Origin of the sequence: Streptomyces sp. NPDC091292 (assembly GCF_044757265.1) — a bacterium.
Lineage (GTDB): Bacteria > Actinomycetota > Actinomycetes > Streptomycetales > Streptomycetaceae > Streptomyces.
Genome location: NZ_JBIVUQ010000012.1, coordinates 127215 through 152562, shown reverse-complemented (window position 1 = coordinate 152562; position 25348 = coordinate 127215). Strand labels below are relative to the sequence as shown.

Genomic DNA, 25348 nt, shown 5'->3' with positions numbered 1-25348 from the left:
GCATGCCAGCCGCACCGGACCCCGACCAGGCACCGGACCGCGCCTCCGACCCCATGGACGCCGCCGATCAGGCGGCCCGTGGGCTCCAGGGGCTGTCCGCCGAGCTGACCGCGCGGGTGCCGCAGCTTCTGGAGGCCATGCGGTCCGTCGGCACCGGGCTTGAGCTGCACTCCACGCTCGACCGCATCTGTGAGACGGCCGCCGAGCTGGCCGACGCCCGGTATGCGGCGATCGGCGTGGTGGACGAGGACGGCAAGGGGCTCGCGGACTTCGTGTACCACGGCATCGACGCGGAGACAGCGGAGCGGATCGGACGGCTGCCGGACGGGCACAAGGGGCTGCTCGGCGCGCTCATCCACGACCCCGGTCCGGTGCGGCTCGCGGACCTCGCCGACGACCCGCGCTCCTGCGGTTTCCCGCCGAACCATCCGCCGATGCGCACCTTCCTCGGCGTCCCGATCCGGGTGCAGGGCGAGATCTTCGGCAACCTCTATCTGACCGAGAAGCACGGCGGCGCCGAGTTCAACGACTACGACCTCGGCATGGTCCGCGTCCTCGCCACCGAGGCGGGCATCGCGATCGGCAACGCGCGGCTGTACGAGGCCGCCCGGCAGCGCGAACGGTGGATCGACGGCTCCGTCGCCGTGACCACCGCGCTGCTGTCGGGCGGCGACGCGGACGACGCCCTCCAGGTCGTCGCCGAACAGGCCCGCCGGCTCTCCGACTCGGCGGCCGGCATCGTGCTGCTGCCTGCCGACGAGGGCGGTTTGGAGATCGTCGCCGTGTCGTCTGACCATCCGTCGAGCGCGCTCGGCGTGATCATCCCCGCGGAGAGCGAGATCGTGGGGCGGCTCCTGGACGGCGACGCCGTGTTCATCGAGGACGCGGCCGACGACCCGCGCGTACTGACCGATCTCGCCCGCGACTACGGGCCCGCGATGCTGCTGCCGCTCCAGAGCGACGGCCGTGTCCTCGGCAGCCTCGTCACCCCGCGCGCCCGGGGCGCCCGCCCGTTCACGGAGGCCGAACGGACGCTGGCCGCCCAGTTCGCCGCCCAGGCCGCGCTCGCGCTGATGATGGCCGAGGCCCAGCGCGACCGGGAGCGGCTCGCGGTGTACGAGGATCGCGACCGGATCGCCCGTGACCTGCACGATCTCGTGATCCAGCGGCTGTTCGCGACCGGGATGATGCTGGAGAGCGCCCAGCGCAGATCCGTCGTGCCGTCCGTGCAGGAGGGTGTCGGCAAGGCCGTCGACGAACTGGACGTGACCATTCAGGAGATCCGTACGGCGATCTTCGCGCTCCAACAGGAGCCGGCCGAGGCGCCGTCCGGGCTGCGGACCCGGGTGTTGCGCGAGATCAACATGGCGGCGGTCCCGCTCGGGTTCAAGCCCGCGCACCGCTTTGTCGGACCGGTCGACACGGTGGTCGGCGAACTCACCGGCAAAAATCTGATCGCGGCCCTGCGAGAGGCCCTGTCGAACGCGTTCCGGCACGCGGCGGCGGACAGTATCGACGTCGTCGTGGACGCGTCGGTGATCCTGCCGGACGGGCAGCAGGGCGTACGGCTGACCGTCGCGGACGACGGCGTCGGCATCCCCCGGGGAGGGCGCCGCAGTGGCCTGAAGAACCTCAGGCGGCGCGCGGAATCCCTGGGGGGCGACAGTTGGTACGGGCCCGGGATCGGTGAGGGTGGGGGCGGGACGACGGTCGTGTGGCAGGCGCCGTATTGAGACGTTCGGTGTACGGGGATCGCCGCTACGGGGTTGTCGGCTACGGGTGCTTCGGATTCCGTTTCTTCGGCTAGCGGTTCGCGAGGATTTGTTCGATGACGACCGCGACGCCGTCCTCGTTGTTGGCGACCGTACGGCCGGACGCGGCGGCGATGACGTCCGGGTGCGCGTTGCCCATGGCGTACGAGGTGCCCGCCCAGGTCAGCATCTCCACGTCGTTGGGCATGTCACCGAAGGCGACGACCTCCTCCGGCAGGATGCCGCGCTCGGCGCAGCACTGCGCGAGGGTGCTCGCCTTCGAGACCCCGGCGCCGCTGATCTCCAGGAGGGCACTGGGGCTGGAGCGGGTGATCGTGGCGTGCTCCCCCACGGCCGTGCGCGCGAGGGCGAGGAACGCGTCCGGGCTCAGCTCCGGGTGGTAGGCGAGCAGCTTCAGTACGGGTTGGTCGGCGGGGTCGGGGTGTTGGCCGGTGCCGGTGCCCGTGTCCGTGTCCGTGGCGCTGTCTGTGGCCGGGGCGTACGGGCGGTCGCTGCCGTCGGAGGGGGCCGCGGGTTCGGCGAGCAGCTTCTCGGCGGACGCGACGCTCTCGCCCGGGTCGAGGTGCAGCGGCGGGTACGTCGGCTCGTGGTGCAGCCCGCCTGTGCGTTCGACGGCGAACGATGTGCCGGGCGCGGCGGCGCGGAGCAGCCGGACGACGTCGAGCGCGCGCGGGCGGGGCAACTCCCGGATCTTCACGAACCGGTGGTCGCCGGGGCCGCCGTGCAGGTCGACCACGGCGGCGCCGTTTCCGCAGATGGCGAGGCCGTGGCCGTGCAGATGGTCGCTGACGACATCCATCCAGCGGGCCGGTCGCCCGGTCACGAAGAAGACCTCGATGCCCGCCTCCTCGGCCGCGGCGAGGGCGGCGACCGTACGCGGCGACACCGACTTGTCGTCGCGGAGCAGGGTGCCGTCCAGGTCCGTGGCGATCAGTCGGGTCGGAAGCGAGGGGGCCGGGGGACGGGGTCGTAGCGAAGCTGAGGTCACCGGCCCATTCTCCCGCATATGCCTGCACGGGCGTGCGGTGGGGCGCACATGTGAGTGCTTTACGACCCTGGTCGGCCGAGTTGTTCGACGGCCTCCGTGGCGATCTGTTCGAACACCTTCTCATCGGCCGCGAAGGGCGTGTCGGGGATGGGCCAATGGACGACGATCTCGGTGAATCCCAGCTCGGCGTGGCGGCCGGCGAAGTCCACGAAGGCGTCCAGGGAGTCGAGAGGGTGGCCTTCTGCGGACCCGCCGGGCGATCGGAACTCGGGGGTGAAGCCGGTCAGCAGGATCTTCTCGATCCCACCGTTTTCGACGTCGGGGGTGGCGCTCCGCCCGATCTCCTCGCACGCCTCGCCGAGTTTCTCGACCTGGCCGCGAATGGCCTGAATCGACTGGTCGGGGGTCCCCGTCTCGTACAACTGGGGGTCGCCGGTCGTCACCCATGCCTGCCCGTACCGAGCGGCGAGGCGCAGCCCGCGCGGGCCGGTGGCGGCGACCGCGAAGGGGAGGCGGGGGTTCTGGACGCAGCCGGGGATGTTGCGGACGTCGCCCGCCGCGTAGAACTTCCCCGTATACGTCGTGGTGTCCTCGGTGAGCAGGCGGTCGAGCAGTGGGACGAACTCGGCGAAACGGTCGGCGCGCTCCCGCAGGGTCCAGGGCTCCTGGCCGACCGCGGTGGCGTCGAAGCCGGAGCCACCCGCTCCGATGCCTAGCGTGATCCGGCCACCGGAGATGTCGTCGAGCGAGATCAGCTCTTTGGCGAGCGTGACGGGGTGCCGGAAGTTCGGCGAGGTCACGAGGGTGCCCAGGCGGATGTGGTCGGTGACGACGGCGGCGGCGGTCAGCGTGGGCACCGCGCCGAACCAGGGGCCGTCCCGGAACGGAACGCGCCAGGACAGATGGTCGTAGGTGTACGCGGCGTGAAAGCCCAGATCCTCGGCGCGCTGCCAGGTGGCGCCGCCGCCCTCGTGCCAGCGGCGGTGCGGGAGGATCACTGTGCTCAGACGCAGACTCATGCCTCAGAGCCTACGCAAGGCATCTCGGCGGGGACCGGGGCAGTGGCCTCGGGGAAGCCGTCTCCGGGAAGTTGTCTTCGGGGCGGGTTCCGCAGGCGCTCGGTCGGTGGGACCCGAATCAGTGGGCCCCGGGGCCGTGACCCTTCGAGGCAGGCGGTCGCCTGCGGGTCAGCGGCCCCGGGGTCAGTGGCCCTGCGGAAAGCGCAGGTAGGCCGGGGGTACGGCGGCCGTCAGCCAGACGCCGTTGGCGCTGACGCGGAACTCATGGCCGTCGCTGTGCATGGTGGCGGAGTCGACCGAGAGGACGACGGGCCGGCCACGGCGGGCACCGACTCGGATCGCGGTCTCTCGGTCGGCGGACAGGTGCACGTCATGGCGGTTCATCGGCCGCAGGCCTTCGGCGCGGATCGCGGACAGGCTGCCCGCCACGGTGCCGTGGTACAGGTACGCGGGCGGGGTGGCCGGGGACAGCCCGAGGTCGACCTCGACGGTGTGGCCCTGGCTGGCCCGGATCCGGTCGCCTTCGACGGCGAACCGCTGCTTGTCGTTGGCGGCGACGACGTGGTCCAGATCGGCCCGGGTGATGCGGAAGCCATGTGCGCGTGCTGCCGCGATCAGGGTGTCGATCTCCACCCAGCCGCCGTCGTCGAGGGTCAGCCCGATGCGCTCGGGCCGATGTCGTAGATGCTTCGACAGATACTTGGACACCTTCACGGTGTGTCTTTCGTCCATGTCGCCAGGGTCCCGGCCGCCCGGATTTCGCGCACCCGATTTTGGGTCCGGACGTTTGATCCACAGCCAAGTGCGGTTATCCACAGGGGATTTGGCGATTCTGTGGACAACTGGTCTTGCATTTCAGGTGTTTTGGTCAACTTGGGGCGAATTGCTGAACTTTGAGGTGAGAGCGTTCAATGTCCTCGTCTGTACCTCTCGTTCCGCCGCTGCGGCAACGAACGCTTCGAGCTGGTCCGCGCCAACCAGCTTTTCCACAGCCCGTGTTGTGGACAGTGGGAGCCTGACCGACCGGGGCTCGCCGGGCCGCTGAGCCGGGGTGTCCGCCGCAAGGTGCTGACGGAGATGGCGGGTCGCGAACAGGCGCATGGCGCGGGCGAGTTCCGCGTCGACGGCCTGCTGGGCGAGCGGGCGCAGTCGGCGTACCAGCTCCGCCGCCTCCGCCGCTTCCGCGTCCGACGGCGTGTGCTGGCCGAGGTAGCGCGCGAACACGTGCTCGGTCGTGAACTCCAGGAAACGCGAGGCGATGTGCTCGACCTGGACCCTCAACTCCCGCAGATGGCCCGAGATCGCGGACAGCGGCACACCCGCCGCGTGCAACTCGGCCGCCACGGAAAGCTCTTGGGGGCTCGGCACCAGGAACTCGTCGTCCCGGCCCGGCACCGGCTCAAGCACCCCGAGAGCGAGCGCGTCCGCGACGGCGGCCTCGTCCGAGCGGCCCCCGAACCTCTCGTCCAGCTCCGCCCGGGAGATCCGCGCGGCTTCCTCGTCCGTCCACGGCCCGTCGACCTCGGCCACCAGGCCGAGTACGCCGCCCAGACCGCGCCCCGCGTCCCACGCCTCCAGGAGTTCCTTGATCGACGCCAGGGTGTAGCCGCGGTCGAGGAGATCGGCGATCTGCCGCAGCCGCGCGAGATGCGGATCGCCGTACACATTGGCCCGGCCCCGGCGCTCGGGGCGGGGGAGCAGACCGCGGTCCTGGTAGGCGCGGATCGTCCGGACCGTGGCTCCGCTGTGCCGCGCCAGGTCCTCGATCCGGTACTCGGCCCGGTACTCGGACCGGTCAACGGACCGGTCCACGGTCACCGCCGACCCCTCACTCACGGCCCCGCCCACACCGTCGCCCTCACCCACGCCCTCGCTCCTGCCCACTCGTCCCGAACCGCCCGGTTTCGGACCGCCCGGTCCCCATCCCGGTTTCGACCCGGCTCACCCGCAGGTGCCCGTACGCCCCCGCTTCCGTGCCGTCAGGGGTTTCCTCACCCCCTACCCGAGCGCCGCACGGCCGATCGCTCCCGCCGCCGACCGCGCCGCGGGCGACCTCGCGAGATACTCGACGGCCCGGCGCAGCGAGCCCTCCTGGGAGGGATGGTACGACCGGCGCAGATAGCGCGGCACGGCCCGGCCGAGGTCGCCCCAGGTCGGCAACAGGCCCTTGCGGGCCGCCTTGTTGTGCTCGGTGAGCGAATAGCGCAGGCGGCCCGCGAGCTGCGGATCGTGGCGGATCAGATACGCGGCGCCCCACACCCACAGGTACAGCATCACCGGCGCGGTGATCCCCATGGCCACGATGCGCCGTGCGTAGCGGGGGAGACCTTCGCCGCCGCAGTGCTGGTACATGTCGAAGGCGACCGCCCGGTGTTCGACCTCTTCCGCGCCGTGCCAGCGCAGCAGATCGAGCATGATCTCGTCCGCCCCGGCTCCGTCGAGCGCGTCCGCGCCCAGCACCCAGTCGCCCAGGACCGCGGTGAACTGCTCGATCGCCGCGATCGTCGCCAGCCGCACCCGCAGCCACTCGCGCGCGGGTACCGGTGCGCCCAGCGGCGGACGGTCACCGAGCAGCCGCTCGAAGAGGAAGTCGACGTACTTCGTGTACGCGGCCGTGTCGAGGCGCTGGGCCGCCAGGTGGTCGAGCACATACGCGTGCTGGACGCTGTGCGTGGCCTCCTGGCCCATGAACCCCTTGACGTCCCGACGTAGTTCGTCGTCCTCGACCAGCGGCAGCGCCTCCTTGAAGACCCGCACGAACCACCGCTCCCCCGCCGGCAGCAGCAGATGCAGCACATTGATGACGTGCGTGGCGGTGGGCTCGTCCGGGATCCAGTGCAGCGGGGTCGTGTCCCAGTCGAACGAGACACGGCGCGGGCTGATCACGACGCGGTCCGGTTCACTCCGCGGGTCGCTCATAGCGGCGGCTCCATCCGTGCGATCGCGCGCAGCGCCCTCGGGGCGAACCGGGACAGGAGACGCGCGCCGCGCGCCTCCGGGGTGACCGGGACGACTGCCTGGTTGCGGACCACCGCGCGCAGGATCGCGTCGGCGACCTTCTCCGGCGGGTAGTTGCGCAGCCCGTACAGCCGCGCGGACTTCTTCTGCCGGCGCTTCTCCTCGTCCTCGCCGACCCCGGCGAAGCGGGCGGTGGACGTGATGTTGGTGTTGACGAAGCCGGGGCAGATCGCGGAGACGCCGATGCCCTGCCCGGCCAGCTCCGCGCGCAGGCACTCGCTGAGCATCAGGACGGCGGCCTTCGACGTGCTGTACGCGGGCAGCGCCCTCGACGGCTGATACGCCGCCGCCGACGCGGTGTTGACGATGTGGCCGCCCTGTCCGCGCTCGGCCATCTGTTTGCCGAAGAGTCGGCAGCCGTGGATGACGCCCCACAGATTGACGTCGAGGACCTTCCGCCAGTCGTCGGCCGAGGTGTCCAGGAAGGAGCCGGAGAGGCCGATGCCCGCGTTGTTCACGAGGACGTCCACCACGCCGTACTCTGCGGCGACCTTCTCGGCGAGCTTCTCCATGGCCTGCTCGTCGCCCACGTCGACCGTCTCGCTCCACGCCTCGGGCGCGCCGATCAGCCGGGACAGCTCCGCCGTGCGCGCGGCGGTCTCGGCGTCCCGGTCGACGGCCACCACGCGCGCGCCGGCCTCGGCGAACGCGAACGCCGTGGCCCGCCCGATGCCGCTGCCCGCACCGGTCACCAGGACGAGTTGGCCGCCGAACCGCTCGCCGTACCTGCCCGTGTCCGGGGTCTCGCGGGGCGGCACACCGTCCTCGTGCGCGGTGACGAACTCCGCGATCCACGCGCTCAGTTGGTCCGGCCGGGTGCGGGGCACCCAGTGCTTGGCGGGCACGCTGCGGCGGACCAGCCGGGGCGCCCACTCCGCCAGGTCGTCGTAGAGCCGCTCCGAGAGGAACGCGTCCCCCGTCGGTGTGATGAGCTGCACGGGCGCGTGCGCGTAGGCGTCGGCGCGGGGCCGGCGCAGCCGCGACCGGATGTTGTCCCGGTAGAGCCAGGCGCCGTGGGCCGCGTCCGACGGGAGGGACGGGGTCGGGTAGTCGCCCGCGGGGAGCTTCTCGACGCGCTGGAGGATCGCGGGCCAGCGCTTGCCGAGAGGGCCGCGCCACGCCATCTCGGGCAGGACCGGGGTGTGCAGCATGTACACGTACCAGGACTTGGCGCCCTGGCCGAGGAGTTGGCCCACCGCGCGCGGGGTGGGGTGGGTCATACGGCGCTTGATCCAGTGGCCGAAGTGGTCCAGGGACGGGCCCGACATCGACGTGAAGGACGCGATCCGGCCCTCGGTGCGCGGCACCGTCACGAACTCCCAGGACTGCACCGAGCCCCAGTCGTGCCCGACGAGATGTACGGGACGGTCCGGGCTGACGGCGTCCGCGACGGCGAGGAAGTCGTCCGTCAGCTTCTCCAGGGTGAAGCCGCCGCGCAGCGGGCGCGGTGCCGTCGACCTGCCGTGGCCCCGGACGTCGTACAGCACCACATGGAAGCGGTCGGCCAGGCGGACCGCGACCTCCGACCAGACCTCCTTGGAGTCCGGATAGCCGTGGACGAGCAGCACCGTCGGGCGCGTGGGGTCGCCCAACTCGGCGACGCACAGCTCCACGCCCCCCGTACGCACCCAGCGCTCACGCGCTCCCTGCAAGCTCATGCGGCACCTTCCCGTTGGTTCGCCTCCACGCGCACAGCCCCGCACGCGCTCTCCCCGACGTCACACGCGCTCTCCCTGACCTCGCGCGCGCTCTCCCCGGCCCGGCTCACGCGACCCCCGCCGCTCATCCGGCCCACCCCGCCTCCCCCGTTCACGCGGCCTCCGCCCAGCGCCGCACATGCGGCAGGTCGTCGTCCAGCCAGAACGCGCTCTGCTCCGGGTCCCGCGAGTCGGTGACGACGAGGATCTCCTCGAACTTCGCGCCCGTGCCCCGGAAGCCCAGGTGGGGTTCGACCGCCCAGAGACCGGGCTGCGGCGGGTGGTCCGAGAACTTGTACGGCGACCAGAGCGGCGACCAGCCGTCCCGGTGGCCGCGCAGCGCGTCGCTCGCCAGACCCTTGAGGGACTGGGTGCCGAAGCCGAAGAGATGCGGTGAGAAACGGCGCTCCTTGACCCGGTCGACCTTGTGCGCGATGACGCCGAAGGGATACGCGCGATGGCGGTTGGCATAGCCCTGGCGGACCATGAGCCGGTCCACGTCCTCGTAGATCTCCCGCAGCGGCCGGCGCTCGCGGACCTCGCGGAGGATCAGCCCGCGATGGGCCTCCAGGTCGGCGAGCAGCTTGTCGTGCACCGGATTGAGGCCCAGACATCCCGAGTAACCGATGTCCGCCGTGAAGCCGTTGAACACCGGGGCCATGTCGAGGATGAACGGCATCCCCGGCTCCAGCCTGCGGTCCGTGGGGAAGAACTGGAGCGGGATGCGGAAGTTCACGAACGCGGTGCGGTCGCCGAACCAGGCGAAGGGCAGATGGAACCAGTCCCGCACACCCCGCTCACGCAGCCAGGCGCGCTGCATCCGCGCCGCGTCGCGCTCCGTCACACCTGGCTTGAGCTGCGCCGCGACCGCTTCCGCACATGCGTACGCGAGCCGCTGCACCTCTCGGAACCCTTGGAGCTCCGCGGAGAGTCCCACGGGGAGTCCCACGGAGAGTTCACCCGCCACCGCGCGTCCACCTCCCACTGCCAGTGTCATGCCACCGTCCGTCCGCCGTCCCGGCCTGTGCGCTACGTAGTCGTAACTTGACACTGATGAATGTGACAATGCTCAGCGGCTACGTCAAGGGGCGTGCGGGAGCCTGTGGAAAACCTCGCGCGGCCCTCTCCCGGTCCCCCGTCCCGAGCCGCCTCAGCCCATGTCCCGAGGTGGCGGCGCCCTTCCCGGGAGGGGGCGGCACCCTTCCCCGGGCTGACGCAGAGCCCCGGTGATCTCGCACCCAGGACTGACCCCTACGGGCCCGTAGTACTGGAGTCTGACGCGGGGACAGCACCCTGGTCTGACGCGGCGGTGTGGTGCGCGCCACTACGGTCGAACCGTGACTGTGATCGTGACCGAAAGCCTGAGCAAGCGGTTCCCCCGGGTGACCGCGCTTGACCGGCTCTCCGTGGACATCGGGCCCGGTGTGACCGGACTTGTGGGTGCCAATGGAGCCGGCAAGTCCACACTGATCAAGATCCTTCTGGGTCTGTCCCCCGCCACCGAGGGCCGCGCCGCCGTGCTCGGTCTCGATGTCGCGACCGAGGGCGCCACCATCCGCGAGAGTGTCGGGTACATGCCCGAACACGACTGCCTCCCGCCCGACGTCTCGGCCACCGAGTTCGTCGTGCACATGGCGCGGATGTCGGGACTGCCGCCCGCCGCGGCCCGGGAGCGCACCGCGGACACGCTGCGCCATGTCGGGCTGTACGAGGAGCGGTATCGCCCCATCGGCGGCTATTCGACGGGTATGAAGCAGCGCGTGAAACTCGCGCAGGCCCTGGTGCACGACCCGCGCCTGGTCTTCCTCGACGAGCCGACGAACGGCCTGGACCCGGTCGGCCGCGACGAGATGCTGAACCTCATCCGCCGCGTCCACACCGACTTCGGGATCTCGGTCCTGGTCACCTCGCACCTCCTGGGCGAGCTGGAGAGGACCTGTGACCACGTCGTCGTGGTCGACGGCGGCAAGCTGCTGCGCTCCAGCTCCACCACGGACTTCACCCAGACCACGACGACCCTCGCGGTCGAGGTCACCGACACCGACGAGCACCCCGACGGCACCGGCGCGCTGCGCGAGGCGCTCAAGGCGCGCGGGATCACCACCGACGCGGGCAGCTCCCTGCCCGGCGCGGGACACACCCTCCTGCTCACGGCGGAGGGCGAGGAGACGTACGACGTGGTGCGCGACCTCGTCGCCGACCTCGGCATCGGCCTGATCCGGATGGAACAGCGCCGCCACCACATCGCCGAGGTCTTCCAGGCCGAAGAGACAGAAGCCGACGGATCGGGCGGGACCGACAACAACGGAGCCCGTACGGAGCAGGAGCGGAAGGAGGCGGTCCCCCATGGCGGTTGATCAGCCCACGGCCCAGGCCGGTGAGCAGACCCGTATCCACAACATCGGGTACCGCAACTACGACGGCCCCCGCCTGGGTCGGGCGTACGCACGCCGCTCCCTTTACTCGCAGTCCCTGCGCGGTGCCTACGGACTCGGCAGATCCGTCAAGTCGAAGGTCCTGCCGATGCTGCTGTTCGCCGTGATGTGCGCCCCCGCGCTGATCATGGTGGCGGTGGCCGTCGCGACCAAGGCGAAGGACCTGCCCGTCGACTACACGCGCTATGCGGTGCTGCTCCAGGCCGTCATCGGCCTGTACGTCGCCTCGCAGGCGCCGCAGTCCGTCTCCCGTGACCTGCGCTTCAAGACGGTGCCGCTGTACTTCTCGCGCCCCATCGAGCGCGTGGACTATGTCACCGCGAAGTACAGCGCGATGGCATCGGCCCTGTTCGTGATCACGGCGGCGCCGCTGCTGATCCTGTACGTCGGCGCGCTGCTCGCCAAGCTCGACTTCGCCGACCAGACCAAGGGCTTCCTCCAGGGGTTGGTGTCCGTGGCCCTGCTCTCCCTCCTCTTCGCCGGTGTCGGACTCGTCATCTCGGCGGTCACCCCGCGCCGCGGCTTCGGCATCGCCGCCGTCATCGCGGTCCTCACCATCTCGTACGGCGCGGTGTCCACGGTCCAGGCCATCGCCCATGAACAGGGCAGCGACGGAGCCGTCGGCTGGCTCGGACTCTTCTCACCGATCACCCTCATCGACGGCGTGCAGTCCGCGTTCCTCGGCGCCACCTCGGCGTTCCCCGGCGGGCAGGGCCCGTCGACGGGCGCGGGCGTGCTGTACGTGATCGTCGTCCTGGGCGTCATCGCCGGCTGCTACGGCATTCTGATGCGCCGCTACCGAAAGGTCGGGCTGTGACCACCCTCAAGATCGACCACACGTCCCGCTGGTTCGGCAATGTGGTCGCCGTCAACGACATCACGATGACGATCGGCCCCGGCGTCACCGGCCTCCTCGGGCCGAACGGCGCGGGAAAGTCCACCCTCATCAACATGATGGGCGGCTTCCTCGCCCCCTCCACGGGCACCGTCACGCTCGACGGCCAGCAGGTCTGGCGCAATGAGCAGATCTACCGGCAGCTCGGCATCGTCCCCGAGCGCGAGGCGATGTACGACTTCCTGACGGGCCGCGAATTCGTCGTCGCCAACGCCGAGTTGCACGGACTCGGTGCCAAGGAGGCGCAGCGCGCGCTCGCCACGGTCGAGATGGAGTACGCGCAGGACCGCCAGATCTCCACATACAGCAAGGGCATGCGCCAGCGCGTGAAGATGGCGTCCGCGCTGGTGCACGAGCCGTCGGTGCTGCTGCTCGACGAGCCGTTCAACGGCATGGACCCGCGCCAGCGCATGCAGCTCATGGACCTGCTGCGGCGCATGGGCGCGGAGGGACGCACCGTCCTGTTCTCCTCGCACATCCTCGAAGAGGTCGAACAGCTCGCCTCGCACATCGAGGTGATCGTCGCCGGCCGGCACGCGGCGAGCGGTGACTTCCGCCGTATCCGCCGGCTGATGACGGACCGGCCGCACCTCTACACGATCCGCTCCAGCGACGACCGGGCGCTGGCCGCCGCGCTGATCGCCGACCCGTCCACGGCCGGGATCGAGGTGGACCTCAAGGAGGGCGCGCTGCGTATCCAGGCGGTCGACTTCGGCCGCTTCACCGCCCTGCTGCCGCGCGTCGCGCGCGACCACGGCATCCGACTGCTCACGGTCTCGCCGTCCGACGAGTCCCTTGAGTCCGTGTTCTCGTATCTGGTCGCGGCGTAGGAGGCCGAAAGATGTACGACCCCACAGTCGCCCGGCTCACCTATCGAGCCCTGCTCGGCCGCCGCCGGGCCCTCATCCTGTTCGCCCTGCCCGCCCTGCTGATCGTGATCTCGGCGGCGGTCCGCGGCTTCGCGGGCGCCGACGACCAGATCGCCGCCGACCTGCTCGGCGGCTTCGCCCTCGCCACGATGGTGCCGATCATCGGCGTCATCGCGGGTACGGGCGCGATCGGCCCCGAGATCGACGACGGTTCCGTGGTCTATCTGCTGGCCAAGCCCGTCAAGCGGCCCACGATCATCTTCACCAAGCTGATCGTGGCGATCGGCGTGACCATGGCGTTCTCCGCGATCCCCACCCTGATCGCGGGCTTCATCCTCAACGGCAACGGTCAGCAGGTCGCCGTCGCCTACACCATCGCCGCACTGGTCAGCTCCATCGCCTATGCCGCGCTGTTCCTGCTCCTCGGCACGATCACGCGCCACGCGGTGGTGTTCGGCCTGGTGTACGCGCTGGTGTGGGAGGCGCTGTTCGGCACGCTGGTGGCGGGCGCCCGCACCCTGAGCGTCCAGCAGTGGTCGCTCGCCGTCGCCCACAAGGTGGCCGACGCGGACCTCGTCACCTCCGATGTGAGCCTGCCGGTCGCGACCGTGCTCCTCATCGGGGTCACGGTCCTGGCCACCTGGTACGCGGGCCAGAAGCTGCGGACGCTGAAGCTGGCGGGCGAGGAGTAAGGGACCGGTCACGGATCGGCACCGTCCCGTACCGGAACCGTCCGGTACGGGACCGGACCCTGATCTTGACGGCTTCTTCACCTTCGTACAGCGACACTGGAAAGTGGGCAGGGCGGTCGGTGCTGCCCGCTCGCAAGCCTTCCAGGGAAGGAGTCACGATGGCGCAGGGGCCGACGTCCGGGGAGGACGACGCGTCGGGGGACGCCGAAGCCTGGGACGAAGTCCAGCTCGACGACGACTTCATACGGTCCGCGGAGACGACCGAGCCCTCCGCGCGGGCGCGGATGCTCGCTGCCCGCTGGCGGTCGGGGGCCCCGGAGCCCCAGCCGTGGCGCTCCGATGAACCCCCCGCAGGGTGGTTCTGGAGCAGGGCGCGGCGCCGTAAGAAGCGCAAGCGGTGAGCCGCGAATAATCGGTGGCGACCACCTTCCGCGTGAGCGCACAGTAGTCATGTGAGCGCCGGATGCGGTGCCACTGTCGGGGAGAGGAGCGTGACGTGTCCAGTAGTACGAGGGCGTCACGCTTCCGACAGGGCAGCCCGTGGAGTGCGGCTCCGGAGTAACCCACCGGTCTCCGTCGAGTCCCTCCACGGGAGCTGCCCGGGGCGGTCGCTTCGAGAGCGCACTCCGCGCGGACCGCCCACCCCCCGGAGGATTGGCTGAGTGGTAAAGCACCGGCTTGCTAAGCCGTGGTCGGGCCGAAAACCCGCGCGCGTTCGAACCGCGCATCCTCCGCAAGACGCTGACCGCTGTGGCTGACCCGGTGATACGGCACCGAGATCCCCGGGCAGGGGGCCGACACCGGGGCCTGCGGCCCCTGGACCCCGCCGGGTTGGATGAAGGTGCCGGTTCCGTCGGGTCGGGAGTTCCGCGGATGCGGCCCCCGTACCACCGCCCCCCGGAATCAGCCCCTCAACAGCCGTTCCAATACCACCGCGATGCCGTCCGTCTCGTTCGACGTGGTGATTTCGTCTGCCACTGCCTTCACGTCCTCGTGGGCGTTGGCCATGGCTACGGTGTGGGCGGACCAGGTGAACATGGGGATGTCGTTGGGCATGTCGCCGAAGGCGATGGTGTGTTCGGGTTTCAGGCCGAGGCGGCGAGCTGCCAGGGAGAGGCCCGTGGCCTTGGTGAGGCCCAGGGGGAGGAGTTCGACGATGCCCTCGCCGGCCATGGTCACGCCGACCAGACCGCCCGCCGCGTCCTGCGCGGCCTGCGCCAATTCGTCGTCGGTGAGCCGGGGGTGCTGGATGTACACCTTGTTCAGCGGCTTCGACCACATGTCCGCGATGTCCGTGCAGCGGATCACCGGAAGCGGGCCTTCCAACACCTCGTAGCCGGGGCCCACGACGACGTCGCCGTCCAGACCGTCCCTGCTCGCGGCCAGCGCGAGCGGTCCGACCTCGGCCTCTATCTTGGCGAGCGCCAGACCGGCGAGCTGCCGGTCCAGGGTCACCGAGGTGAGCAGCCGTCGCGTCCCCGCGTCGTAGACCTGCGCGCCCTGGCCGCACACCGCGAGCCCCTCGTACCCGAGGGAGTCGAGTATGTGCCGGGTCCAGGGCACCGCCCGGCCCGTGACGATGATGTGCGCGGCGCCCGCCGAAGTGACCGCGGCGAGCGCTTCCCGTGTGCGCTCCGAGACCGTGTGGTCGGCGCGCAGCAGCGTCCCGTCGAGGTCGGTCGCGACGAGCCGGTAGGGGAAGGAGGACGACATGCTCACGGAGCCACGGGTTCCAGGACCTCGCGGCCACCGAGATACGGCCGCAGCACCTTCGGCACCAGGACCGTACCGTCGGCCTGCTGGTGGTTCTCCAGCAGCGCGACGATCGTGCGCGGTACGGCGCACAGCGTGCCGTTCAGCGTCGCCAGCGGCTGGAGGACCTTCTTGCCGTCGCGGTTCTCGCGCATCCGGATCGACAGCCTCCGGGCCTGGAATCCGTTGCAGTTCGACGCGGAGGTCAGCTCGCGGTACTTGCCCTGCGTCGGGATCCACGCCTCGCAGTCGAACTTGCGGGAGGCGGACGCGCCGAGGTCACCGGTCGCGACATCGATCACCTGGAACGGCAGCTCAAGGGAGTTGAGCCACTGCTTCTCCCAGTCGAGGAGCCGCTGATGCTCGTTCTCGGCGTCCTCCGGAGCGACGTACGAGAACATCTCCACCTTGTCGAACTGGTGGACGCGGAAGATGCCCCGGGTGTCCTTGCCGTAGGTGCCGGCCTCGCGGCGGTAGCAGGGCGAGAAGCCCGCGTACCGCAGGGGCAGCTTGTCGGCCTCGATGATCTCGTCCATGTGGTACGCGGCGAGGGGGACCTCGGAGGTACCCACGAGGTAGTAGTCGTCCTTCTCCAGGTGGTACACGTTCTCCGCGGCCTGGCCGAGGAAGCCGGTGCCCTCCATCGCGCGCGGGCGGACCAGCGACGGCGTCAGCATCGGGATGAAACCGGCCTCGGTCGCCTGGGCGATCGCCGCGTTGACCAGGGCGAGTTCCAGGAGCGCGCCGACGCCCGTCAGATAGTAGAAGCGGGAGCCGGAGACCTTGGCGCCGCGCTCGACGTCGATCGCGCCGAGCGCCTCGCCCAGCTCCAGGTGGTCCTTGGGGGTGAAGCCCTCCGCGCCGAAGTCCCGGATCGTGCCGTGCGTCTCCAGGACGACGAAGTCCTCCTCGCCGCCGACCGGGACGTCCGGGTGGACGAGGTTGCCGAGCTGGAGGAGGAGGCGCTTGGTCTCCTCGTCGGCCTCGTCCTGCGTGGCGTCGGCCGCTTTGACGTCGGCCTTCAGCTGCTCGGCCCGCGTCAGCAGCTCCGCGCGCTCCTCGGGGGACGCCTTGGGGATGAGCTTGCTCAGCGACTTCTGCTCGGAACGCAGCTCGTCGAAGCGGACGCCCGACGACCTGCGGCGCTCGTCGGCGGAGAGCAGGGCGTCGACGAGCGCGACGTCCTCTCCACGGGCGCGCTGCGAAGCGCGCACACGGTCGGGGTCCTCACGGAGCAGGCGAAGGTCAATCACCCTTCAAGGCTACCGGTGCGGGGTTCGGCGCCACGACTCCCTATTGCATTCTGTGCGGTATGTCGGAATTGCCGGGGTTTTCGGGAGTGATGAAATGCGTCGCCGTCAGAAGAGTCGTGAAGGAATCGAGCAGCGTCAATAAAAGACCGCCATTCCTTCGATACGGGGTGATGTGATGCGGTGCCTTGACCGGATTCCCTTGTGGGGAGGGGGACTTGGTACCCGGGCCGATCCGGTTGTCCACAGGGGCCCATAACTCCCGGAGAGTTATCCACAGGCTGTGTGGAAGATCTGTGGATGGCGGAAGTGATCGTTCCGAAAGCCGCATGCGGGACGAAGGATTCCCGGCTCAAACTGACCTCACACCCACTTTCGGGTGGAAATGGTTCGCTCCAAAGGGTTGATCAAGGGAAAAGGGTGGACGAGGGGTGACGTGCGCGACTGTGGACGGAGTTGTGGACTCTGAGCCGATTTGTCGACCATGTCGTGCTTCGTTGTCGACTTGTCCCCAGGTCGAGTTGCTCACCTGTGGATAACTTCTGTGGATGGCGAAAATGTGCTGGTAGGACCGGCGGCCGGGACGCACGGGAACCCCTTGCCCACCCGTGGACGGCCGTCGAAAACCCCGCCCTGAAGACCTCGGCCCCCGAAGACCTTGGTTCTAGAAACGCCCGTCCTGGCAGCGCGTCAGCCAGTCCGACGCCTCCGTGAACGCACGGTCCGACGTCCCCGCCCGCACCGGGCTCACCGCGTCCAGCGCCACACCCGCCCGCGGATACGAGCCGAGGAACCGCACCTGGGGACAGATCCGCTTCAGACCCATGAGGGCCTCACCGACCCGGCGGTCCGTGATGTGTCCCTCGGCGTCGACGGAGAAGCAGTAGTTGCCGATGCCCTGGCCAGTCGGGCGGGACTCGATCCGCATCAGGTTGACCCCGCGTACGGCGAACTCCTGGAGCAGTTCGAGCAGGGCACCGGGGTGGTCGTCGCCCAGCCAGATGACGACCGACGTCTTGTCCGCACCGGTCGGAGCGGCGGGCCGGGCGGGGCGGCCGACGAGGACGAAGCGGGTCTCGGCGTTCGCCGCGTCGTGGATCTCGGTGACGAGCGGTTCGAGGCCGTAGGTCGCGGCGGCGAACTCGCCCGCGAAGGCCGCGTCGTAACGGCCCTCCTGGACCAGACGGGCGCCGTCCGCGTTCGACGCGGCGGATTCCCACAGGGCGTGCGGGAGGTGGGCGGCCAGCCAGTTGCGCACCTGGGGCTGGGCGACCGGGTGCCCGGTCACCGTCTTGACCTCGTGCAGCGCGGTACCGGGGCGTACCAGCAGCGCGAAGGCGATCGGAAGGACCACCTCGCGGTAGATCATCAGCGGCTCGCCCTTGGCCAGCTCGTCGAGCGTGGCCGTGACACCGCCCTCGACCGAGTTCTCGATCGGGACCAGCGCACCCGCGGCCTCCCCGCCGCGGACCGCGTCGAGCGCGACCGGCACCGACACCATCGGTACGAGTTCGCGCGTGGCGGCTTCGGGGAGCGTCCGCAGGGCAGCCTCCGTGAAGGTGCCCTCGGGACCGAGATACGTATACCGGGTGGCCGACATACGGTCACCCTAATGGTCTCCGGCAGCCACCGGCTCCCGCCGTCCGACCGGTGACCACTACCGAGGTCCCCAGCGGCGACCCCACCGAGGTCTCCCGCGTGAGCTACCCCTCCAACAACCCCTGCCCCACATACCCGCCCTTCTCCGCGCCCCCCGGCACCGCGAACAGACCGCTGGCCTCGTGACGGATGAACGGTGACAGCGCGTCGCCCCGGTCGAGCTTCCGCTGCACCGGAACGAAGCCCCGAGCGGGGTCCGCCTGCCAGCAGACGAAGAGGAGACCCGCGTCGGGCACCCCGTCCGCGTCGAATCCGTCGTGGAAGGAGAAGGGCCGGCGCAGCATCGCGGCGCCGCCGTTCTGATCCGGACGTGTGATGCGCGCGTGCGCGTTGATCGGGACGACCAGGGTGCCGTCGGCGCCCAGCTTCTCCAGATCGGGCTCGGTCGTCTCGGTCCCGCCGGTCAGCGGCGCCCCGTCCGACTTGTGGCGCCCGATGATCCCCTCCTGGTCCTTGACCGGCAGCTTCTCCCAGTTGTCGAGGAGCATCCGGATCCGGCGCACCACCGCGTACGAGCCCGCCGCCATCCAGGCCGGTACGTCGCCGCCCGTGGTGTCCGGTACGAAGATCCGCTGCTGAAAATCGGGGTCGGACGGCTTCGGATTCCTCGTACCGTCGACCTGGCCCATCAGATTCCGCGTAGTCATCGGCCGCGCGGTCGCCCCGGGCGAACGGTTGAACCCGTTCATCTGCCACCGCACCCGCGCCGCGCTCCCCGCCTCCTTCTGGAGGGTGCGCAGGGCGTGGAAGGCCACAAGGGAGTCGTTCGCGCCGATCTGCACCCAGAGATCGCCGTTGCTGCGCGCCTTGTCCAGCCGGTCCGACGAGAAGTCGGGCAGCGGATCGAGGGCGACCGGCCGCTGCTTCTCCAGACCGGTGCGGCCGAAGAAGCTGTGCCCGAAACCGAAGGTCACGGTCAGCAGGGACGGCCCCGCGTCGCGGGCCACATCCGTGTCCCCGCTCGGCGACTCGCCCGCCATCAGCCGCTCCGCCGTCGCCGACCAGCGCCGCAGCAGCGCCGTCGCCTCCTTGCGGCCCGCGCCCGGCGCGAGGTCGAAGGCGACGAGATGGCCCGATGCCTGCATGGGCGTCGTGATACCGGCCTGATGTTTCCCGTGAAACATTGCTGTGTCCGCGCCAAGAGAGGTCAGCGGCGCTGCGTCGGCCGTATCGGCGGAACCGGAGCGCGCCGCCGCGTAGCCCGTGGCACCGCCCGCCGCCCCCAGGACCAGGCCCGTCGCACCGGCGGTCCCGAGGAGCCGGCGCCGGGAGATCCGGGAGCCGGGGGCTTCCGTGGAGCCCGAGCCGTCCGTGGAGGGGGAGGCCGGGGCCGAGGATCCGGCGCCGGTCCGGGCGGTCGGCGCCGTCGGGGCGGTCGTCGGGGCGGTCGGAGTCTTCGAAGGTTCCGCCATGGTCGTTCAGCCGATCTTCGCGTTCTTGGTCACGGTCACTTGGTCGATGTCGGAGGTGCGGACGGTCACGGCGATCTGCCAGTCACCGGCCAGCGGGAGCTGGACGCCGCCCGCGCTCCAATGTCCGGTGGCGATACGGTCCGGGACGACCGGCAGCGGACCGATGTCCTTCGACTTCAGCGTGAAGGCGACCTTCACCTCGGGGACGTCGAACCCGCTGCCGTTCGGGCGCTCGACATAGAGGTGCATGCCATTGCTGCCGACCCGGCCGGGCGCGAGGTCGATCACCACCGTGCCCTTGCCGTCCTGCGCCCCGGTGTCGAACGGCAGCCGCAGCGAGAGCGGCCCGGAGTCCGTGGACGCGGCCTGGGTCGCCCGCGCGGCCTCCTCCTCGGTACGGCCCGGTTCGGTGGAGGTCAGCACCGTGGTGACGGCGAGCAGCACGACGGCGACGGACGCCTCGGCCAGCACCGAGCGCCGCAGGCCCGAGCGCCCCGGGTCGGCGTCCCGGTCCCGCTTGCGGCGCGCGGTGGTGAGGGCGGTCCGCTGCCGCGCGAGCTGGGCGGTACGGGCGGGGTCGACGGCGGTGTCGGATTCCACGGAGTCATCGGAATCACCGGAGTCGACGGACGCATCGGAGCCGACAGGCACCGCCGTCTCCGCCACCGTCTCCTCCGTCGACTCCGCCACCGTCTCCGACAACCGTGCCGTCCAGCCGCGCGAGAACCACGCGAGACCGACCACCACGGCGACCAGCGCGACCTTGATCATCAGCAGTTGGCCGTACGAGGTGCCGGTGAGCGCGGACCACGAGCCGACCTGACGCCAGGACTGGTACAACCCGGTCGCGGCCAGTGCGACCACACTGCCGAACGCGAGCCGTGAGAACCGCCGTACGGCCGTGGCCTCGATGAACGGTGCCCGGTACAGGGCGACGAGCAGCGTGCTCAGACCGCCGAGCCAGGCGGCGACCGCGAGCAGATGCAGCACGTCCACGGGCATCGCGAGCCCGACCTGGATGCCGGTCGACGCGTGCTCGGCCATGGCCCAGGTCGCGGCGAGTCCCGCGGCCACGACCACCCCGCCGATACCGAGCCCGAAGGCCAGGTCCCGCTGGGGAACGGCGCCCTCGGCACGGTCCGCACCTTCGCCGGCCCTCGTACCGTCCGAGCCCTCCGTACCCTTTTCGTCCCCCGTACCGTCGCCTTCGTCTCCGCTCTCGCCCGCCCCGCGCGCGTACGCCCCGAACAGCACCGCTATGAACAGCGCGGCAGCCGCGAGCAGCAGGAGGCGCGAGACGAGGGCCGCGCCCGTCTTCGTCTGGAGTATCTGGCCGAGCAGGTTCAGGTCGAAGATGTCGGCGACCTTGCCGGACCCGGTGTAGGAGCCGCGCATCAGGAGCATCGCCAGCGTGGCGGCGGTCAGCGCGACCCAGCCGGAGACCACGACCCGCTGCACCGGCCGCACCCCCGCACCACGCGGCCAGCACGCCAGGACGAACGCCGCCCCGCCGACGAGCAGCACGAAACCGGCGTACGACACATACCGCGCGGCACCGTAGAGCGCGCCGACGACCCCGCCGCCCGCGGCCTCGGACGGCAGGTCCACGGTGGTCTTCGACGGCGCCCCGATCGAGAACGTGTACGCCCCCGAGACGGGGTGGCTGTCGGCGGACACCACCTGATAGGTGACGGTGAACGTGCCGTCCGGCAGCCCCGCGTGCAGCGCGACGGCGTACGTGTCGTTGCCGAGGGAGGCCGCCTTGCCCTTGTCGACGCGTTTGCCCGACGGGTCGAGCACCCTGAGGGAGTCGTCGGACAGCGCCACGCCCTCGGAGAACGTCAGCGACACCCGGTCCGGGGCCGTGTCGACCACCGATCCCTGCTTCGGGTCGCTCCCGGTCAGCGCGGCGTGCGCGGAGACCGGCGCGGCGCCGGCGAGCAGCGCGCCGGCGACCGCGAGGAACAGCAGGAGCAGGTTCCGGAAGCGGGGAACGACGGTCCGCATCTACGTGCCCTCCCTCAGTTGGCGTTCAGTTGGCGCTCAGTGGCGTTCATCAGTGGTGCTTCTTCGTGGACGTCGGGTTGTACGTGGCTTCCCGTACCGGAACCTCGACCGTGACCGCACCGGCCTTCTTGAAGTGCAGGGTCACGGCGACCTTTTCGCCCTGTTTCGGCTGGTGCGTCATCTTTTCGAACATGACGTGGTTGCCGCCGCGCGCGAAGTCGAGGGTGCCCTTCGCGGGCACCTTGAAGGAGGTCTTCTCCACCATCGCGCCGCCGTCGGTGCTGGTGTGCAGGGTGACGTCGGTGGCGAGGTCGCTGGTGACGGAGGTCAGCTCGTCGGCGCCACCGGAGTTGGTGACCGTGAAGAACCCGGAGGCCATGTCACCGGTCGGCGGCGCGGGAATGAAGGCGCCGTCCACCTTCAACTCGGGCTTGGCACCGGCCGCACCGGACTCGGAACCGGAACCTGAATCGCTTCCGCACCCGGCGAGCGCGACGGCCGTGACCCCGGCCACCAGCACGAGCACCCCCGTACGGCCGGTGCGGAGGCTCACGGGTTCTCCCCCTTGATGAGCCGGGGCAGATCCTTGGCGTAGTCGTCGATGGTCGTGGAGTCGCCGTCGTACAGGACATACCCGGCGTCCGTCTTGGGCGAGAAGGCGATGACCTGCTTGCCGTGGACGGAGACGACCTTGCCGTTCTTGTCCTTGGACGGCGCGTCGATGGCGATGGCGAGCTGACGGGCGCCGGCCTGGATGGTCGAGAAGTCACCGGTCAGCCCGATGAACTCGGGGTCCTGCGCCTTGAGCCACTTGCCCAGCGACTCCGGAGTGTCCCGTTCCGGGTCGGTCGTGACAAAGACGACTTGGAGCTTGTCCTGGTCGGCCTTCGGCAGGCTCTTCTTGGCCTGCGCGATGTTCCCCATGGTCAGCGGGCACACATCGGGGCAGTTGGTGTAGCCGAAGTAGATCAGCGTGGGCTTGCCCTTGGTGGCGGCCCGCAGATCGAACTTCTCGCCCTTGGTGTCGGTGAGGACGAGATCCGGCTTGGTGTACGGGGAGTCGAGGACCGTGGCGACCTTCTGGTCCGTCTCGGACTCGACCTTGACGGTCGGTGCGGAACTCTCGTCGCTGCTGCCGCACGCGGACAGGGTCAGGGTGGCCGCGGTCAGCAGGGCGGCGGCGAGCAGGGTCTTCTTGCGCATACTGCATTCTCCAGGCGGACCCCCCGCGGCCCCCGGCCGGAGGGGTCCGGCCGGGGGGCCCGGGGGAATCCGGGACGTTCGAAGGGATTCGTACGGACTCGGAGCGAGCCGTAGGGACTCGAAGGGATCCGAGGAAGCGGAGGCTCAGCTCGCTGAACCGGAACCGGAACCGGAACCGGAACCCGCACCCGGCTCGGCGGCAGCGGGACGCCGACGGCCCGCGAGCACCCCGTACGCCACCCCCAGCACACCGATCACGATCCCCGCGATGCCGAGCGCCCGTGCGGTCGTGTCGCTGCTGTCGGCCGATGCGGACGCCGTCTCGGTCGTGTCACCGGATCCGGTCTTGGCGTCCTTGTCCGCGGCGGTCGTGGGGCTCGCGGCGGCGCCGCCGTGGTGGTCGTCGGACGCGGCGGTCAGCTGGAGCACGGGCGCCGGGTTCTCCGGCTCGGCCTGCCCCTCCTGCTGCGGCTCGATCCAGCGGACGACCTCCTTGTTGGAGTACGTCTGGACGGCCTTGAACACCAACTGGTCCGTGTCCTCGGGCAGCTGGCCGACGGAGAGCGGGAACCTCTGGAAGTAGCCCGGCTCGACGCCCTTGCCGTCGGCGGTCCAGGTCACCTTCGAGATGTACTCGGTGATCTTCTTCCCGTGCAGCTCAAGCGGCTTGTCGAGCGCGCTTTTGGTGACGACGGCCTTCCAGCCGGGCACGGGCTGCGGCATCACGGAGGCGAGTGGGTGGTCGCCGTCGAAGCTCACTTCGAGCTTGGTCGTGGACGCGTCGTCGCGCTCGTTGGGCACCTTGAAGTTGATGGTGGCGTAACCGCCCTTGGCGGCCGGCCCGTCCGGCTGCACGCTGACGTGCGCGAAGGCGGGGGCCGAGAGCAGCAGTACGGCGGTCGCGGCGGTGGCGCCGACGAGGGACACGCGGGACATCTTCATGGCAGAAAGCACTCCACTTTCAGCGGTGGTGACGGTGAGAGGGCGCGCGTGAGCACACACGCGCGCGTGCCGCGCGACAGAGGGTCGCGTCAGGCAGCGAGAACGAGAGCGGCGGCCTTGGCGGGCGGCCCTCGTCTGATCACCGAGTGCTGAAGTGCGGCGGTACGCGGCTTCGGTACCGCCCGCCGGTCCGTACGCGGCACCCGCGGCGCCGCGCCGGGTACCCGGGGCAGTCCGGCCAGGAGGGCGCGTACGAGAGCGAGCGCGCCGCGCAGGGCACGGACGAGCGCCCCTTCCGCCACCCCGTGCGCGGAGAGCCGGACGAGCCGGAACAGCGCGAGGTCGCCCCGGCGCAGCAGCCAGCCCGTGGCCAGCGCCGCGAGCAGATGCCCGACCAGCATGGGCAGCGAGGGCACCAGCGCCATGGAGGGCATGGACGCCATGGAGTCCATGGAGGACACAGTTCCGGATGCGTCGCCGCCCGCCGCGCCCACGGCACCCATCGCGTCCATCGCGCCGGACGCGTGCCCCATGACCGCGCCCGTACCGGAAGCCGCACCGGCGCCGACCCCGTGTCCCCCGCCCACGTCGGCGAGGAGGCGCCGCGCCTGGGCGGGTCCGATGGCCACCGCGCCCGCGCCGCACACCAGCCGCGCGGCCTGCTGCACGAGCGAGGCGTCGGACGCCCCGGCCGAAGCGGAAGCGGAAGCGGCGGTGCCGTGCTGACCGAGCCCGAACAGTGTGTGCAGGGCGATCTGCCCGACCGCGAGCAGCGCCGCGATGCCCGGCAGCGAGCGCGTGCGCCCCGCCAGCGGGACGACCACGGCGAGCAGAACGAGGAACCCGGCGGCCAGCGTCCACAGCGGGACCGCATCGGCGGAGGCGAGTTGATGACTTGCCGCGGACAACGCGACGCAGACCGCGGTGAACACCGCGGCCCGCAACAGCCGGAGATCGAACCCGGCCCGTTCCTCGCGCTGGTGGGGGGCAGTCATGGCGGGCCCATCATCGCACCGGCCCCATGGGCACCGTACGGCAGGTCCGGAAGGTCACGTTCTGGGTATGCGTCAACATCACGCCGACGACCATCACCCCGAACGCTCGGCCACATACACCGACGCCATCCCGTCGCGCGTCCGCCGTATGGGCGGTATCACGTCCGGCGCGCGATTGCGCGTTGCCGGTTGCGGCAATACGTATCGGTATGTCGAGCCGCAGCCAGGAGGCTGGAGCATGAGCATCTGGTGGTCTCTCCATTTGCGGCGCGACGCCGCGAGCGTTCGGCTCGCGCGGCGCCTCCTGGTAGGCACCATGGAGACCGCGGGCGTCGACCCCGACATCTCCTACGACCTGTCGGTGGCCCTCAGCGAGGCGTGCGCCAACGCCGTCGAGCACGGCGGGAGTGCGGCTTCGGGCGGAGCCACCGGCGCGTTTCGCGTGACGGCGTATCTGGACGGCGAGAAGTGCCGTATCGAGGTGGCCGACTCGGGACCCGGTTTCCCCGCCGTGGGCCGCGTCCGCCCCCAGGCCCTGCCGGCCGCCCCCGACGACGCCGAGCACGGCCGAGGCCTCTGTCTCATCCAGGAACTGGCCGACCATGTCCACTTCGGCAACAAGCCGGGCAAAGGCGGCGCCGTGGTGAGCTTCGACAAGATCCTCAAATGGCGCGAGGACTCACCGCTGATGGCGTCCTGAAGCTGATGGCTTCTTGAACGGGCGCGACGGTGAGTCCTCGAAC

The 25348-nt window shown here is 70.5% G+C and carries 23 protein-coding genes and 1 tRNA gene; 8 read left to right on the top strand and 16 right to left on the bottom strand.

Translation table 11 applies throughout. The features are described 5' to 3' along the window. The first annotated feature begins 2 nt into the window (after nt 1-2). Nucleotides 3-1733 carry a GAF domain-containing sensor histidine kinase gene (locus tag ACIQNU_RS28485; RefSeq protein ID WP_401371897.1) on the top strand — a complete coding sequence of 577 codons (1731 nt, stop codon included), beginning with the start codon at nt 3-5 and terminating at the stop codon, nt 1731-1733. 70 nt (nt 1734-1803) lie between these two features. On the opposite strand, the gene ACIQNU_RS28480 is transcribed toward ACIQNU_RS28485, so the two are convergent. The 7 genes from ACIQNU_RS28480 to ACIQNU_RS28450 all read right to left on the bottom strand — a co-directional run bounded on the left by ACIQNU_RS28480 (nt 1804) and on the right by ACIQNU_RS28450 (nt 9491). Next, nucleotides 1804-2778: an HAD hydrolase family protein gene (locus ACIQNU_RS28480; RefSeq protein ID WP_401371895.1), complete on the bottom strand. Its 975-nt coding sequence runs from the start codon at nt 2776-2778 to the stop codon at nt 1804-1806. A 41-nt stretch (nt 2779-2819) separates the two neighbouring features. Then, nucleotides 2820-3779: an LLM class flavin-dependent oxidoreductase gene (locus ACIQNU_RS28475; RefSeq protein ID WP_401371893.1), complete on the bottom strand. Its 960-nt coding sequence runs from the start codon at nt 3777-3779 to the stop codon at nt 2820-2822. Between the two features lie 183 nt (nt 3780-3962). Beyond that, entirely contained in the window at nt 3963-4511 is a 549-nt protein-coding gene (locus ACIQNU_RS28470; protein ID WP_401371891.1) for an RNA 2'-phosphotransferase, read from the bottom strand. Between the two features lie 123 nt (nt 4512-4634). Beyond that, a complete protein-coding gene (locus ACIQNU_RS28465; RefSeq protein ID WP_401372075.1) occupies nt 4635-5597 on the bottom strand; it encodes a MerR family transcriptional regulator in 963 nt (320 codons plus the stop codon). 180 nt (nt 5598-5777) lie between these two features. Further along, the gene (locus tag ACIQNU_RS28460) at nt 5778-6698 is read right to left on the bottom strand and encodes a metal-dependent hydrolase (protein ID WP_401371889.1); all 921 of its coding nucleotides are present in this window, start codon (nt 6696-6698) and stop codon (nt 5778-5780) included. Then, nucleotides 6695-8455 carry an SDR family oxidoreductase gene (locus ACIQNU_RS28455; protein ID WP_401371888.1) on the bottom strand — a complete coding sequence of 587 codons (1761 nt, stop codon included), beginning with the start codon at nt 8453-8455 and terminating at the stop codon, nt 6695-6697. Before ACIQNU_RS28455 ends, ACIQNU_RS28460 begins: the two co-directional genes overlap by 4 nt. 151 nt (nt 8456-8606) lie before the next feature. Continuing rightward, complete coding sequence (locus tag ACIQNU_RS28450; protein WP_401371886.1) at nt 8607-9491, bottom strand: M24 family metallopeptidase; 885 nt, start codon at nt 9489-9491, stop codon at nt 8607-8609. 346 nt (nt 9492-9837) lie between these two features. Here ACIQNU_RS28450 and ACIQNU_RS28445 point away from each other — a divergent pair, with 346 nt between their 5' ends. The 6 genes from ACIQNU_RS28445 to ACIQNU_RS28420 all read left to right on the top strand — a co-directional run bounded on the left by ACIQNU_RS28445 (nt 9838) and on the right by ACIQNU_RS28420 (nt 14119). Next, nucleotides 9838-10851: an ABC transporter ATP-binding protein gene (locus ACIQNU_RS28445; protein ID WP_401372074.1), complete on the top strand. Its 1014-nt coding sequence runs from the start codon at nt 9838-9840 to the stop codon at nt 10849-10851. Continuing rightward, entirely contained in the window at nt 10841-11746 is a 906-nt protein-coding gene (locus tag ACIQNU_RS28440; RefSeq protein WP_401371884.1) for an ABC transporter permease, read from the top strand. The genes ACIQNU_RS28445 and ACIQNU_RS28440 overlap by 11 nt, the downstream gene beginning before the upstream one ends. Next, nucleotides 11743-12654, top strand: coding sequence for an ABC transporter ATP-binding protein (locus ACIQNU_RS28435; RefSeq protein ID WP_401371882.1), 912 nt, complete (start codon nt 11743-11745; stop codon nt 12652-12654). The genes ACIQNU_RS28440 and ACIQNU_RS28435 overlap by 4 nt, the downstream gene beginning before the upstream one ends. Before the next feature lie 11 nt (nt 12655-12665). Next, a complete protein-coding gene (locus ACIQNU_RS28430) occupies nt 12666-13385 on the top strand; it encodes an ABC transporter permease (protein ID WP_401371880.1) in 720 nt (239 codons plus the stop codon). 158 nt (nt 13386-13543) lie between these two features. Further along, nucleotides 13544-13786: a hypothetical protein gene (locus tag ACIQNU_RS28425; RefSeq protein WP_401371878.1), complete on the top strand. Its 243-nt coding sequence runs from the start codon at nt 13544-13546 to the stop codon at nt 13784-13786. Between the two features lie 247 nt (nt 13787-14033). After that, nucleotides 14034-14119: transfer RNA gene (locus ACIQNU_RS28420), tRNA-Ser, on the top strand. A 169-nt stretch (nt 14120-14288) separates the two neighbouring features. On the opposite strand, the gene ACIQNU_RS28415 is transcribed toward ACIQNU_RS28420, so the two are convergent. The 9 genes from ACIQNU_RS28415 to ACIQNU_RS28375 form a co-directional block, all read right to left on the bottom strand. Beyond that, on the bottom strand, nt 14289-15098 hold the full coding sequence (locus ACIQNU_RS28415; RefSeq protein WP_401372072.1) for an HAD family hydrolase: 810 nt from the start codon (nt 15096-15098) through the stop codon (nt 14289-14291). A gap of 2 nt (nt 15099-15100) precedes the next feature. After that, the gene (gene serS, locus ACIQNU_RS28410) at nt 15101-16390 is read right to left on the bottom strand and encodes a serine--tRNA ligase (RefSeq protein WP_401371876.1); all 1290 of its coding nucleotides are present in this window, start codon (nt 16388-16390) and stop codon (nt 15101-15103) included. Nucleotides 16391-17051: 661 nt separating this feature from the next. Next, complete coding sequence (gene pheA, locus ACIQNU_RS28405; protein WP_401371874.1) at nt 17052-17987, bottom strand: prephenate dehydratase; 936 nt, start codon at nt 17985-17987, stop codon at nt 17052-17054. 103 nt (nt 17988-18090) lie between these two features. After that, a complete protein-coding gene (gene efeB / locus ACIQNU_RS28400) occupies nt 18091-19458 on the bottom strand; it encodes an iron uptake transporter deferrochelatase/peroxidase subunit (RefSeq protein ID WP_401371872.1) in 1368 nt (455 codons plus the stop codon). Nucleotides 19459-19464: 6 nt separating this feature from the next. Then, a complete protein-coding gene (locus tag ACIQNU_RS28395) occupies nt 19465-21465 on the bottom strand; it encodes a copper resistance CopC/CopD family protein (protein ID WP_401371871.1) in 2001 nt (666 codons plus the stop codon). Between the two features lie 49 nt (nt 21466-21514). After that, nucleotides 21515-22018 (bottom strand): copper chaperone PCu(A)C, encoded by a 504-nt coding sequence (locus ACIQNU_RS28390; RefSeq protein ID WP_401371870.1) that lies wholly within the window; start codon nt 22016-22018, stop codon nt 21515-21517. Further along, nucleotides 22015-22668 carry an SCO family protein gene (locus ACIQNU_RS28385; protein ID WP_401371868.1) on the bottom strand — a complete coding sequence of 218 codons (654 nt, stop codon included), beginning with the start codon at nt 22666-22668 and terminating at the stop codon, nt 22015-22017. The genes ACIQNU_RS28390 and ACIQNU_RS28385 overlap by 4 nt, the downstream gene beginning before the upstream one ends. A 144-nt stretch (nt 22669-22812) precedes the next feature. After that, a complete protein-coding gene (locus ACIQNU_RS28380; protein ID WP_401371866.1) occupies nt 22813-23610 on the bottom strand; it encodes a YcnI family protein in 798 nt (265 codons plus the stop codon). An 89-nt stretch (nt 23611-23699) separates the two neighbouring features. Beyond that, nucleotides 23700-24605: a hypothetical protein gene (locus ACIQNU_RS28375; RefSeq protein ID WP_401371864.1), complete on the bottom strand. Its 906-nt coding sequence runs from the start codon at nt 24603-24605 to the stop codon at nt 23700-23702. Between the two features lie 238 nt (nt 24606-24843). On the opposite strand from ACIQNU_RS28375, the gene ACIQNU_RS28370 reads away from it, so the two are divergent. Beyond that, nucleotides 24844-25305, top strand: a complete 462-nt coding sequence (locus ACIQNU_RS28370; protein ID WP_401371862.1) for an ATP-binding protein — start codon at nt 24844-24846, stop codon at nt 25303-25305. Nucleotides 25306-25348: the final 43 nt, after the last annotated feature.